This is a genomic window from Melioribacter sulfuriphilus (assembly GCF_052656625.1).
In genome coordinates this window covers 23,984-37,720 of sequence record NZ_JBQXXK010000002.1, presented here as the reverse complement: position 1 = coordinate 37,720, position 13,737 = coordinate 23,984, and the positions used below count along the sequence as shown (strand labels likewise).

The 13,737-nt window shown below is 36.5% G+C and carries 13 protein-coding genes; 5 read left to right on the top strand and 8 right to left on the bottom strand.

Features of this window, described 5'->3' with window-relative positions; translation table 11 throughout:
* The first annotated feature begins 17 nt into the window (after positions 1–17).
* Positions 18–1,010 carry a class II fructose-bisphosphate aldolase gene (locus tag ACUN8G_RS02150; RefSeq protein ID WP_437345470.1) on the top strand — a complete coding sequence of 331 codons (993 nt, stop codon included), beginning with the start codon at positions 18–20 and terminating at the stop codon, positions 1,008–1,010.
* 66 nt (positions 1,011–1,076) lie between these two features.
* Here ACUN8G_RS02150 and ACUN8G_RS02145 read toward each other — a convergent pair whose 3' ends face one another.
* From ACUN8G_RS02145 to ACUN8G_RS02135, 3 genes are all read right to left on the bottom strand, one after another.
* The gene (locus ACUN8G_RS02145) at positions 1,077–1,490 is read right to left on the bottom strand and encodes a c-type cytochrome (RefSeq protein WP_437345469.1); all 414 of its coding nucleotides are present in this window, start codon (positions 1,488–1,490) and stop codon (positions 1,077–1,079) included.
* 61 nt (positions 1,491–1,551) lie between these two features.
* Positions 1,552–3,087 carry an N-acetylmuramoyl-L-alanine amidase family protein gene (locus ACUN8G_RS02140; RefSeq protein ID WP_437345468.1) on the bottom strand — a complete coding sequence of 512 codons (1,536 nt, stop codon included), beginning with the start codon at positions 3,085–3,087 and terminating at the stop codon, positions 1,552–1,554.
* A 6-nt stretch (positions 3,088–3,093) separates the two neighbouring features.
* A complete protein-coding gene (locus ACUN8G_RS02135; RefSeq protein ID WP_437345467.1) occupies positions 3,094–3,681 on the bottom strand; it encodes a methyltransferase family protein in 588 nt (195 codons plus the stop codon).
* Between the two features lie 205 nt (positions 3,682–3,886).
* Between ACUN8G_RS02135 and ACUN8G_RS02130 the strand changes: the two genes are divergently transcribed.
* From ACUN8G_RS02130 to ACUN8G_RS02120, 3 genes are read left to right on the top strand one after another with little or no spacing between them, the layout of a single operon-like run.
* The gene (locus ACUN8G_RS02130; protein ID WP_437345466.1) at positions 3,887–4,414 is read left to right on the top strand and encodes a hypothetical protein; all 528 of its coding nucleotides are present in this window, start codon (positions 3,887–3,889) and stop codon (positions 4,412–4,414) included.
* A gap of 3 nt (positions 4,415–4,417) precedes the next feature.
* The gene (locus ACUN8G_RS02125) at positions 4,418–5,050 is read left to right on the top strand and encodes a hypothetical protein (protein WP_437345465.1); all 633 of its coding nucleotides are present in this window, start codon (positions 4,418–4,420) and stop codon (positions 5,048–5,050) included.
* Positions 5,051–5,062: 12 nt separating this feature from the next.
* The gene (locus ACUN8G_RS02120) at positions 5,063–6,295 is read left to right on the top strand and encodes a DUF4900 domain-containing protein (protein WP_437345464.1); all 1,233 of its coding nucleotides are present in this window, start codon (positions 5,063–5,065) and stop codon (positions 6,293–6,295) included.
* Here the strand turns inward: ACUN8G_RS02120 and ACUN8G_RS02115 are convergent, their stop codons facing one another.
* Positions 6,296–7,198, bottom strand: a complete 903-nt coding sequence (locus ACUN8G_RS02115; protein ID WP_437345463.1) for a TIGR01777 family oxidoreductase — start codon at positions 7,196–7,198, stop codon at positions 6,296–6,298.
* Between the two features lie 67 nt (positions 7,199–7,265).
* On the opposite strand from ACUN8G_RS02115, the gene ACUN8G_RS02110 reads away from it, so the two are divergent.
* Positions 7,266–9,656: a DUF5686 and carboxypeptidase-like regulatory domain-containing protein gene (locus tag ACUN8G_RS02110; protein WP_437345462.1), complete on the top strand. Its 2,391-nt coding sequence runs from the start codon at positions 7,266–7,268 to the stop codon at positions 9,654–9,656.
* A 6-nt stretch (positions 9,657–9,662) separates the two neighbouring features.
* On the opposite strand, the gene ACUN8G_RS02105 is transcribed toward ACUN8G_RS02110, so the two are convergent.
* The 4 genes from ACUN8G_RS02105 to ACUN8G_RS02090 form a co-directional block, all read right to left on the bottom strand.
* Positions 9,663–11,195, bottom strand: a complete 1,533-nt coding sequence (locus ACUN8G_RS02105) for a sensor histidine kinase (RefSeq protein ID WP_437345461.1) — start codon at positions 11,193–11,195, stop codon at positions 9,663–9,665.
* Between the two features lie 197 nt (positions 11,196–11,392).
* Positions 11,393–12,157, bottom strand: a complete 765-nt coding sequence (locus tag ACUN8G_RS02100; protein ID WP_437345460.1) for a LytR/AlgR family response regulator transcription factor — start codon at positions 12,155–12,157, stop codon at positions 11,393–11,395.
* The gene (locus ACUN8G_RS02095) at positions 12,158–12,835 is read right to left on the bottom strand and encodes a sensor histidine kinase (protein WP_437345459.1); all 678 of its coding nucleotides are present in this window, start codon (positions 12,833–12,835) and stop codon (positions 12,158–12,160) included.
* Positions 12,836–13,732 carry a DUF1684 domain-containing protein gene (locus tag ACUN8G_RS02090; protein WP_437345458.1) on the bottom strand — a complete coding sequence of 299 codons (897 nt, stop codon included), beginning with the start codon at positions 13,730–13,732 and terminating at the stop codon, positions 12,836–12,838.
* Positions 13,733–13,737: the final 5 nt, after the last annotated feature.

Sequence of the window (13,737 nt, the reverse complement as noted above, 5' to 3'; positions counted from 1 at the left end):
TATAAAAAGGTGGAATTATGATATCCTACAAGGAATTGGGTCTGGTTAATTCCAGGGAATTATTCAAAAAAGCAGTCGATGGCGGTTATGCAATACCTGCATTCAATTTTAATAATCTCGAACAGTTGCAGGCAATTATAAGTGCATGTGTTGAAACTAAATCGCCCGTCATTCTTCAGGTTTCCAGCGGGGCACGTAAATATGCAAATCAAACTTTACTGAAAAATCTTGCAAAGGGTGCCGTAGAATACGCTGAAGAACTTGGATATAAAATTCCGATTGTATTGCATCTGGATCATGGCGATACTTTTGAATTATGCAAATCGTGCATCGAAATGGGCTTTTCTTCTGTAATGATTGATGGTTCACATCATCCTTACGAAAAAAATGTGGAATTGACCGCTCAGGTGGTTAAATACGCTCATAAATACGATGTTACAGTTGAAGGTGAACTCGGTGTTTTGGCCGGTATTGAAGATGAAGTGCAAAGTGAAGTTACTCATTATACAAAACCCGAAGAAGTTGAAGACTTCGTTAAAAAGACAGGTGTTGATTCACTTGCAATATCAATTGGTACGTCGCACGGAGCGAATAAATTCAAACCAGAGCAGTGTACACGTACTGAAGACGGAATTTTAATTCCTCCGCCGTTGAGATTCGACATTCTTGAAGAAATCGAAAAGAGAATACCCGGCTTCCCGATTGTGCTTCACGGCGCTTCTTCAGTGCCACCAGAGCTGGTAAAAATCATCAACAATAATGGTGGACGTCTGAAAGATGCAGTAGGAATTCCAGAAGAACAACTTAGAAGAGCTGCCCGCTCGGCTGTTTGCAAAATCAATATCGATTCCGACGGAAGACTTGCAATGACTGCCGCAATCAGAAAATACTTGAACGAACATCCGGAAGAATTCGACCCGCGTAAATATCTCGGTCCTGCTCGCGAGGCGTTGAAAGAACTCTACAAACACAAAATTGTAAACGTGCTTGGCAGTAACGACAAAGCTTAATTAATTACAAAAAAAAGAGGCTGTCAATTGACAGCCTCCTAAACTTACATTAAAGTCCCTTCAAAATTATTTTTCTAGTAAGAAGTCTGCAATTTTCCCGAGGTCTTTTACATCCAGATTGTTGTAGGCTGGCATTACTATGTTTTTATATTTTAATTTATATTCCTTAAAACGTTCGTCGCTGCTGTAAGACGATGGATTACGCAAGTAGTTAATTAATCTATCCCGTGTCCAGTGTTCCTTTATATTTACCAGTGCAGGAGCAATCGTGCTGCCTTCGAGGTTTTGACCATGACACGATACACATCCATTCTGTCGAATTAATGTCATTGCGTCCAACTCCTGATTCGACTGCATCGTTTTTTCGGAATAATTTTCGGGCAGCGACAACGTCTCTTCTTTTTGAAGAATTCTGCCCAGAATGAAGAGCAACAAAAAAATACCAAAAAATGCAGTAAGCCATTTCTGTGCATTTGTCATTTTTAAATTCCTTTCCTGAATTTTGAATGTAAAGTTATTATTACCACGATTATAAAACAAATTAATTTGAGATTATTTCTTTGTGATAATATTCTCTGTATTTAATAATTGCGTTGAAAATCGATTCGGCTATTTCTTTTTGGCCTTTGCTACTTTTAAGATACTCCTCGTCGTGTCGATTGGAAATATACCCTGTTTCAATTAATACAGACGGCATAGATGCGCCAACCAGCACATAAAATCCAGCCTGTTTAACGCCGTTAGTCGGGATATTAACTTTTCTCTTCCATTCATCGTTAAGAATTTCAGCAAACTTTTCAGAATAGCGCATATATTGTGAGTGAGCCATGCTCACGAGTATAAAATTTTCATCCGTCAGTTCCTTGTATCTATCTGGATTATCTTCGTATGCAATTACACTATTTTCAAATTCTGCAATAGCTATGGCTTCTTGAGTTCTGCCGGGTCTCAAAAGATAAACTTCGAAACCTCTCTGAGTGCTTTTTTTCTTTGGCATAGAATTGCAGTGGATCGATATGAACAATTTACCGTTTGCTTCGTTAGCAATTTTACCTCTTTTATAAAGTTCAATAAAGCTGTCGTCGGTGCGTGTATAAACCACTTTGACTTCTGGTACTGACTTCTCAATCAATTTTCCGAGTTCGAGAGCAATTTTGAGATTGATATCTTTTTCTTTTACGCCCGTTGTCCCGATGGCGCCAGGGTCCTTGCCGCCGTGCCCGGCATCAATTACAATTGTATCAAAAATCCATTTCTCCAGAGGGGGATTATTATCAGCAGTAAACAATTTGCTGTGAACGGTTACAATTAATTCTCCGTTTGATGGATTGCGTATTATTTCGGCGTCGGAATAATCGCCTGATAATCCGAATTCTATCTGTTTGCTATTCGGTGAGATATTTATAAGTCTAATTGATTTGATAAATCCTTTGGGACTAAATTGAGTTACTAATTCTGGATTGATTTTTTCAGAAGAGAAAAAAAGAAATAGTTTGTTGTCTTTTATCGAAATTCGCGGAGTAATCACGCGCTCGGAAATTTTTAATCTTATTAATGAGCCATTCGCTTTCTCTTCTACGCTAATATTTTGAACGTCATAAAAATTTCTATCTGCAGGCAGACTTTCTTCTGATAAAGGCTTCTTCGATAAAATTAAATGTTTTCTGGATGGGATGAATTTAATGTTGTAGCCCGAAGTTTTCTCGAGATAGCCGATCATATACGACAAGGGAAAAAAGACGTCGTTTTTAATAAATAGTGTGGATAAGGGTAATTGATAAACTTCCTGTTTGCCCGAATTTTTGTCGGTTAAAACTATAAATTGGCTCTTGGCTGTAAGCTTGATATTATATAATTCGTATTTTAATTCGACTTTTTGAGTTTTGTCGGTATAATAAACCCCGGCAGAAGTAATCGATGCAAATTCGGTTGCCGATATGTAAATGTTTCCTTTTTTTGTTACAAAAGAAAGATGAGCTGAAGTATCAGGTAATTCAACCGAAAGTTGGTATAAACGCTGAGCCGAAACCGTAATTGTGAATGATAGTATTAATAAAAGGAGATGAATAAATTTCATTACAGGTCACCCAATAAAAGGTATCATAAAAGAAGTTGATTTTTTATAGTTTCTGTACTCTTCGCCCAAGTGTTTTTCGAGCAATTTATCTTCCAGGACTGCCCTAAGTACGAATAGGGGCAATTCAACCAACAGAACAATTGGTATGATTAAGTAACTCGCAAAAGCCAAGCCAGCACCCAGATCGCTCAGTACCTGACTCAGATATTGTGGATGACGAATGAATCGATAAGGTCCATTCGTAATTAATTTGTGGTTTTTCAATATAGCTACGTCCTGTGTATAATAATCCCCGAGCGTTTTATAAGACTTAATTTGCAACCATGAAAAAACAATGTAAAGTAATAAGCCGATTGTCCTGACGTAGAGAAATTTTTCATCGCTAAGGTTATTCAAAGTGCCGACACCGAAGAATGAGAGAATAATCAATACTATTATCAAAGCAGATATATTTGGTGGAATTTTTTGAAGATAAGTAGCCGGTCGCTCTACTACTTTTGTAATCGATGTTTTTAGTCCTTTGCGCGCGCCACTCCAGTTTGCACTGCTTGATACTATTAAATTAATTAGTACCAGTATCGATATTGCATCCATTGTGTAATCCAGATAATAGTTTGTTGATAATATAATAACTTTGTGATATAAATCTCTAATATTAGTTGCCTCTGCAAATTTTACATGTTAAATTTACATTCGAGCAAAGCCATTAAATAAAATGTTGTCTGTTTTCGATAATTTAATAAATAGCACGCATTTTGAAGCTAGTAAATAGAATATCAGCTCTTCAGAAGGGTTGAAGATGAATACAGGACAGATGTTAATAACAATCGGGGCTATCTTTCTGCTGACGACGGTAATATTGAATGTCAATAGGGGTTTGATGACCACGACAACTACAATGTACGACAGTCGTTATCATATTATGGGCATTTCATTAGCCACATCAACAATTGAAAGAGCGACAGGACTGGCTTTTGATAACGAGAGCGATACGACGGATCTAACCTCGCTATCGCAACTGACTTTACCAGAGAATCTCGGCATTGAAAGTGGGGAATCGTCGAGCAATCCAGAGGCCTTCAATGATTTTGATGATTATAATTGTTACCGCTACGTACCGAAAGCCGACACAATAAGATTGGAAGGAACTGACAGCCTTTTAGTTTACAATACCCTCTGCCAGGTCGACTATGTGGACCCTGACAATCCGGAACAAGTATCGTCCAATAGAACATGGCATAAGAGAATAGTGGTAAAAGTATTCAGCGATAGCATGTCCGATACAGTGTCGATGTCTACTGTTTTTAGCTATTGGTATTTCAGGTGAAAAATGGGATTCAGTACATTATTAGACATATTGGGTTCAACAATAGTCGGTGGAATGCTCCTTTTGATCCTATTCAGGATGAACGACGCGGCCGTTGAAAATAATTATAATTTCAGCGGTGAAAAAATTGTTCAGCAAAATTTAACTGAAGTGGTTAGACTGCTCGAATACGATTTTCGTAAAATCGGTTATTGTAAAGATTGGTCAAAAATTCCCGATCCTACAAAGGCAATTCTATATGCCGATTCAAATGGAATTAGATTTTTAACAGATATAGTCACAACTACTGATCCTCTTGGGGACGGAGTTCCCGACGAAATTTATTATTATATTGACCCGAATGATACCCTGACATCTCAGACTCCCAATCCGAATGATGTAATACTTTACAGAGTGGTTAATAATGAAACACCCAAAGGAGCTAACCTCGGAATTACAAAATTCAAGCTTACATACTATGATGCACTTGGAAATGAAATTACGAATTTTCCTGAGGCTCCACCTTTGGGTATTTCGACTATACAAATTGATATCGCAGTTGAAAATCCGTACGCATACGGCAATGATTATTCGTTTGACAAAAGAGTTATATGGCGTCAAATCAGACTGGCCGCAAGAAATTTGGGTAATAGATAGTAAGGTATATTAATGGGTGGTAAAGCTGCAATATTGTTAGTGCTCGGATTCAGCCTTGTTTTTATGGTCGCCGGCATGAATTTCAATCGTATGTCGACCGAGACAGTCGATAATATGGCTACTTATTTCTACGAAACAAAAGCTCATCATATTGCTACTGCAGGAGTAAACTTAATAGCAAATAAAGTTTTCTTAAATAATGATCTACCAGACGGCAATTATAATTATAATTTTGACGGTGGTACTATTAGTATAAGTCTGGTTACAATTAATCCTTCGCAGGATTTAAGAGAGATTACATCAATTGCTAATTATAAAGGAATTTCTTCAACCGTCAAAATTTTATTAAAGCCAAGTAGCTTTTCAAAATACGCCTATTTTTCTGACACAGAGGGAGCAAATATCTGGTGGACTACAAGAGATACGGTTTGGGGCCCATTTCATACGAACGGACAATTGAGAGTAGCCGACGAACCGGTATTTTACGGAAAAGTAACAATTGATGGCAAAGTAGTAAAATATTCGAACACTGCAAATCCACATTTCTACGGTGGTCTTGAAACAGGTGTACATAAAGATATTCCTGAAGACGGCGTTGAAAGAGTTGGAACGGCGGCTGCTGCAGGCGGCAGAATTATAAGCGGACAAAACAAAGTTTATCTCGAATTCAGAGGAGACAGTGTGAGATACCGTTATAGCACAGGCTCACCATGGAATTATGAACTCGCTTCTACGTTTGCACCAAATGGCGTTATCTATGTGGAAAACGCAGAACTTCATGTTAGCGGTACAGTCAAAGGACAATATACGGTTGGAGTTTCAGGAACTGGGAGCAATCGGGGTAAAATCTTTCTTGAAGACAATATAGTTTGTTATAATAATCCTGAAACCAATCCAAACTCGACTGATGTAATTGGATTGGTTGCAAAACGTGATGTAGTCATTGTAAACAATACTCCCAACAGTAACGATATCATAATACAGGCTGCAATCTATGCAGAAAGAGGTTCGTTCACTGTACAAGATTATCAGCACGGTTCTCCAAGAGGCACTATTAAACTTTATGGTGGCATTACTCAATATACCAGAGGGCCAGTAGGACAGTTTACTACTGACTGGTGGGGTAATACATATATCATTCATGGATATAATAAAAGATATAGATATGATGATAGATTAATGCTGCTCAGTCCCCCTGCTTTCCCTGGGACGGGCGGTTTCGAAATTGTTTCCTGGTTTGAATAATCAAGAAATCAAATTTTCCAAAGCCTCTCTTATATTCTGAAATGTAAAACTAAATCCTTCAGAAGTAATTCTTTTCGGTCTTACTGGAGCGCCGCTTAATAAAATTTCGGAAGCTTCTCCCATCACCAATCGAATTAATGATTCAGGAATTCTAAAAAGAACGGGTCTGTTTAATAATTCTCCAGCGGTTTTAATTAGTTCTTCCATTGTGATTGTATCAGGATTTACTGCATTATAAATGCCACTTGATTTTTTTCCCATAAGAAAATCAATCATTCTCACCGCGTCTTCAATATGAATCCAGGGGAAAAATTGCTTACCCGAACCAGGTACGGCGCCTGCAAAATATTTAATTGGCTTGATTATTTTGGGCAAGGCTCCGCCTTTAGCACTTAATACTGCTCCGAATCTCAAACATGCAGTCCGTACTTCCAATTGTTCAGCTTCTAAAGCGGACTTTTCCCATTCAGCTGTTAATTCAGACAAAAATCCATTTCCCTGAGGCGAATTCTCGTCAACAGGATTTGTAGTATTGCCGTAATATCCTACAGCAGAAGCCGATATAAAATATGATGGTTTGTGCGTCATTAAAGCAAATGACTTTACCAAATTTTGCGTAAGTTTCACACGACTTTCTCGGATTGACTTTTTGATCTCGGAATTCCATCTGCCCGAAGCCAGATTCTTTCCAGCCAGATTTATTATAACTTCTGAGCCTTCGATCGATTTTATCCATTCGCTTTGTTCATAATAATTCCACGTCACGTACTCAATATCTTCAAGAATATCTTTTGGAATGTTCCTTGTTAAAACGATTACTTTATATCCTTTATTTCTTAGAAACAAAGTTAAGGCCTGTCCAATTAATCCGGTACCACCTGCAATGACTATCTTACCTTTCATAAGTTCATCCCTTTGTATATTTTAATAACTACACTATTTTATTACTTAAGATAAAAAACGCAAACGTATGATAAAATTATTTTTTATTACTCTGCTAATATTTCCACTCCTTATATTTTCTCAGCAGTACAATATCACCGGTAAAATAACAGACGAAGAAAACAATGCACTGCCATATTCCAATTTGAGAATTGAAGGTACTTTGAGAGGAACCTCGGCCAATGAAGATGGAAACTATTTTTTAAAGCTCGATAAAGGTAGATATAAATTTATTGTTTCTTTTATTGGTTATAAATCGGATACAGCTTTGATAGATTTGAACAGAGATACGACAGTCAATTTCAGGTTAACACGCTCTGCCATTGTTTTAGAACAGGTAACTGTTTTGCCGGTGGAAAATCCCGCCTTAGCTTTGATGACAAAAGCCATCGAATACAAGAAAATCCGTAAACAGATACTTGATTCTTATGAATATCATGCTTTCACTAAAATTCTGATTAAAACAAACCAAGATTTAGAAGCAACTGATAAAAGTTTGGGAATTAGCACGAGCGAGAATTCCGAAGACTTAAAGATTACTGGAATTATTGAAAACGAAAGCAAAGGATATTTCCGTAAACCCGATAACTTTAAAGAAATAATTTTGGCCAGAAAACAAACTGCGAATACTCCATCTGAAATTAATATTATCACAGGTGCGAGATTGCTAAAGGATTTTTACAGGGAAGAGATTGATTTTTTTAATAGACCGCTTAAAAGTCCTTTAGCCGACGATGCCCTCGATTATTATTACTTCATCATATCCGATACATTAACACGGGATAACACCGCAATATTCGAAGTAACTTTCGAGCCGAGGGACACTACCGACAAAGGTTTTAAAGGAATATTGTTAATTGCTGATAAAACATTTGCACTGGCAGGACTTAAAGTTCATGTGAACAAGTACGGGTTTCCGGGTGGATTCCTCGACAGTATATCGGTATCGCAGCAATTCTATCCTTATGAAGATGTCTATATGCCAATCGATTATCGACTGTCGGTAGGGGGCAACATTTTTAATGCTATAAAATTTGCTTTCGATGTTAATACCATTTTCTTCGATTATTGCATCAACGACAAAATCGATCTGAATTTTGATTATGCAACAATTAAAGTATTACCCGAAGCTGATAGCAGGGATTCTCTCTACTGGTTTTCAGTACAGACAATCCCCTATTCAATTACGGAACTCGAAGCTTACAGAAGAATTGATAGTTTAAGTGGAATCGAAAAAACATTCTGGGATAATTTTTCCTTACTTTCGCCGCGCCTGAATATATGGCGTAACCTGAGTGTTAACGGACCTCTGACTTTATATAGCTTTAATAAAGTGTCGGGTCATCTGGTAAGTTTAAATGTAATGCTGGAAAAAGCCTTGAACAGAAGACTTAATTCCGAATTTGAAATTTCATACGGCTTTAACGATAGAAAAACAAACGTTGGACTCTCTGCCGAATATCAATTCGGAACTTACAGAACGGGTTTTGTTGGGTTCAAAGCCTATGATAAATTATACGAACTCTTTGGCGATGCCATTTCTTATAATAAGTTTACTTCAACTATTTCAAGTCTCTTCTATAAATATGATTTTATGGATTACTATTATTCAAAAGGAATCGAACTTTATTTCGGTGGCGACTTACTACCGTTTATGAACCTTAGCGGTGGTATTGTATTGCGTACCGACAAAAGTTCGGTGAATAATTCTGATTTTTCATTTTTTTATCGGGATAGAAAATTCAGTGCTAACAAACAAATCTTCGACGGAAATATAAACGGCTTTAAGTTTGGAATTAATCTCGATTTCAGAAAATATATTGAGGACGGATATACCAGAAGAAGAATCAACAACGACAAAGGATATCTCCTGTTGAACGGGGAAATATTTAGCAGCAATAAGGATTTGCTCAACAGTTCAATTGAATTCAGTACTTACAAAGTTGACATGAAAGGAGGCACTAGAACTTTCGGTGCAGCTGAATTTCAGTTTATTGCAGAATTTTTTTACTCAAAAGGAGCTGTCCCTATACAAATGTTACATTCTCTTTCAGGCAATATCAACTCAGCCGGTAAATCATTTTCTTTCAGAACGATCAGACCGGGCGAAGTGTATGGCGATAGATGTCTGGCAATTTTTACCGAACATGATTTTAAAGATGAATTATTTAGCCTGATCCCTTTTATGAAAAATTCCAGGTTAATCTTTACTCTTCATTTGAATGCAGCATTAATTAACCTATCGGAAAAAAGCAGGCAAATTATGAACAATGAACCAAAATTATTTATCCATCCTTTTATTGAAGCGGGTTTCGGAATCGGTCACCTGATAAGTCCTTTTGTTCTGGAATTTACATGGAAATTAAATCAACTGGACGGAAACAACTTTGTTATCGGTTTGAATTCATTCATATTCTGATAATAACTAAACTTTATCAAAGATTACTCTGAAAACGCTCCCTTCATTCTTTTGACTTTCAACCTCAATTACGGCATCATTCAAATCACAATGTTTTTTTACAACTGCTAGTCCCAAACCAGTGCCATCAAACATTCGTGAATAACTGTTATCCTCCTGCGAAAAGGTCGAAAAAAGATACGGTATATATTCTTTTTTAATCCCAACTCCAGTATCTCTCACTTCAACACTAATTTTTCCTGAATGCTCTGCAATCAAAATAAGAACTTCGCCTTCGGGAGTGTATTTAATGGCATTGTCTATTAACTGTGTGAATATTTGAAGGCAGCTGTATTTGTCAGCTTTTATTACGGGTGAGTCGGTTTCGTTAACTACCAATAATTTAATATTTTTTTTACGGGCTTCGTCGATATATTTTGCTTCTACCTCCTTAATCAATTTGTATAAATCAACGGGTTCAGGGTTAATATCGAAATTGTTGGCTGCAAGTTGGGACATTTCGAGAATTAATCCGATTGTGCGCTGTATCCTGCGCGTTTCAGTATCAATAATAGCTGTACTTTCAATTATCTCTCTGTCAACATCCATGCTGGCTAAATCTGATTTAAGAATTTGAACAAGATTCAGAATAACATTAATAGGCGTGCGTATTTCATGAGAAATTGTAGCAAGGAATTCAGTTTTCAATTTTTCAAGATTCTTTTTTTGTGCCTCGGTTTCTAAAAGGCTTAACTCTGCTTCTTGTTGTTTTGTAATATCAATGAAGCTAATATCGAAGTAGACGATATTCCCTTTCGCATCCTTAACAGGTATGAGTGTCTCTTTGAAATACAATATCCTGCCTTTGTTGCTGATGCAGGCTGTAGTAATATTTTTAACGATTTTACCGGCGGCGGCTTCTTGCTTGTATTTGTTATGTTCTTCAAGATTCAAAAATGTATTCTGTTCGAAATTTTCTTTGTCGATATCCTCTTCGGATTTGTAACCCAGCATCTTTCGCAGAGTTTTGTTTATCGAAATCAATTTCCCAGATGGAGATATTCTGCAGCAACCGATCTTTATTTCATTGCAAATGTTACTCAGCTGATTGTCCCTGGAACGTACTTCTTCCTGTGCCTTTTTTATTTCGGTTATGTCGCGGTTGTTAATGTATCTACCGATATATTTATTATTGTCGTCGTATACTGCCTGACAGTTATGAGCAATCCATTTAGTTTGTCCGTCTTTAGTAATTATTCTAAATTCTTCTGAGCAAAAAACTTTTCCTCTAATAACATCGCGTGTATGAGAAATAAAACGCTTTCTATCTTCCGGTGCAATAATTTTAATTAATAATGACTGATCGGAAAAAAAGTCCTCTTTCGAATAACCTGTAATGTAACGACAGGAAGGTGAGTTATAAATTAATTTATTGTGAGGGTCTAACCAGTAGATCCAATCGATAGAAAATTCGGTGATAATTCTGTAAAGATTTTCGAGCTCAATATGGTCGTGAGGGAAAACCGATTCGTCATAAATAGTTTTTTTAATTGATCCCAAAATTTACATCCTTTCATATTTATAACTTCCGGCTGGGATTCATCTGACTAAAAAATTAAGTGGAATCGAAACATTTGATATTTCTTAAATCATTTTCGATTCCACTTCTCAGAGGGTGCACAACAAAAATAAATTTTATGAGGGGAGAAAATAATAGTTTTTAGACGAGCGATTAAATAAATAGACAAGCGATAATTTTATAGGACAAATTGCTTGATTTTTTTTACCGATCGCTGGCTAACATCGAATTCTTTCTCGTATCCTTTTAATTTAATCAAGTATCGATTGCTGCTGCTTTTTTTGAACGATTCTACAAATTCGATATTGATTATTGTCTGACGATGAATTCTTATAAACTTATTTGCGGGTAATTGCTTCTCCCAATCTTTCATCGATTTGCGCAACAGGAACATCCTGCCGTCGCGTATATTGACTTTTGAGTAATCCTTCATGCTTATTATGCAGGTTATATCCTGAACTTTATAAAAGCCAGGATGCTTTTTATCGTTAATAAAGATGTAATCATTCATTGTCAATAATTCTTTTGCGCCTTCATTATTGTCGATTATTCTTCCGTGCGTCTTAATAAATTTATTTCGCTTTTCCAGTTGAGCTTTAATTGAATTTAGAAGTTCTGCATAAGTAAATGGTTTGGGAATATAATCGTCTGCTCCGAGTTCCATCCCTTTTCTTATGTCGATACGTTCACCTTTAGCCGTAAGAAAAATAAATATGGGCGGTTCTATATCATCTATTTTTTTAATGCTCGACAGGATTTTATATCCACTTAAATCGGGCAACATTATGTCGCATAAAACAATGTCGGGATGAATCTTAAATAAAGTTTTCAATCCCTCGGAACCATTATATGCGCAATAGGTTTCATAACCGAATTCTTTCAGTAACAATACAATGTTTTCGGCCAGGTCTTTGTTGTCTTCTATTATTAGAACTCTCTTCATTTATAAAACAAGTTTAAATTCAGTGCCTTTACTGATTGTGCTTTCAACTTCGATCTCAGCTTGAAGCAGAGCGGATAATTTTTTAACAATTGAAAGTCCGAGACCTGCTCCTTCTATTTCTGAGGTATTTGAGCCTCTAAAAAACGGTTCGAATACTTTGTTGATGTCTGATGCCGGTATTCCCATCCCTTCATCTTTGACCGATAGAATGGTTCTGTTACCTCTTCTGGCAGCAGTTATTTTTATCTGTCCTCCTTCGGGCGAGTATTTTATGGCGTTTGTAACCAGATTCAATAAAATTTCTTTTAATATCAGTTCATCGGAGAAAATTGTCTCTGCTGAATTTTCTATGTCAACGTTGATAAAATGTTTATCGGATGTATCTGTAATTACGATTTCGATTATATCATTAATTAATTCGCGTAAATTAAACTCCTTTTTTGTAAGGCTGAGTTTGTTTGTCTCTGCTTTATAAATTAACGTGGATTGATCGATAATCTTTCTAAGTTCATTCAAACCTTTTTTAACTTTGTTGAGTATTTGCAATTGACGAGCTTTGTTTCCCTTTCGAATATACAACTCGAGCAGGTCGACCGAGCTTTGAACTGTAGAAAGTGGAGTTCTCAATTGATGTGTAATCAGCTCGATATAATTATTTTTAGAATCCCTCTTTTTCATTTAATGATGCAGCTTCCCGTAATTTTTTTCACCTGCTGTAATTCTTAGATTCAAATAATTTTGTTTTGGCGGCAATGGACATGTAGCATATCTGGAAAAAGCGCATGGCGGATTATATGCCATATTAAAATCGATGATTACTGTACCAGTTGAATCAGGTTTATCGGTATAGAGGAATCTGCCTGCTCCGTATGTTTCAGTTCCGCTTGTTTTGTCTGCAAAAACAATAAATAATTTATCGCCTGAGTCAATTGCATCTAATCGATAAGTTATTCCATCCTTTTCAAATATCAATGCTCCTGGGGACATTTCTTCTTCGATTGTCCCGATAATTGTAGGGATGTTAATTTTTTTTGGAGGATTATAGGGTTCGAATCTGGCTTCAATTCTCCAATCGCTATTGACAGGAAACGTTTCTATTCCTTCGAAGTTTTTTAAGAGAGGACTTTCGAGGTCTCTGAGTCGAATACCAAAGAGATTGCCGCGTTTAATCACAAACCATTTAAATCGTTCTAACTGTAAAACTGTTGTGCTATCTTCCATGTCGTTGTGCATTACTTTTTCTTTTACTGGTGTGTTGTTTTCATAAACTTCAATATTATCGTCAATTTTAACCGTGACCGTTGAATCTTTTAAAATAAAATAACCGATATGAGCAGGTGCTTCGGGAGGGAAAATAATATCGTTCGAAGGATCGCTACCAAAACTGTTTTTTCCCTCTTTGAGCCAGTAAAGTCCAGCTAAATTCAACCATCCATTTTCCTTTTTTAGATTCTCAATTCTTTTCTTGTGCCAATCTTTAATTTGTTTGATATATTCCGGCGATCCTTTTTCCTGCAGACTATCAGTGCAATAGAGAAAAATGAGCGATAGTAGAATGGGTAAATAACGTTTCATAACAA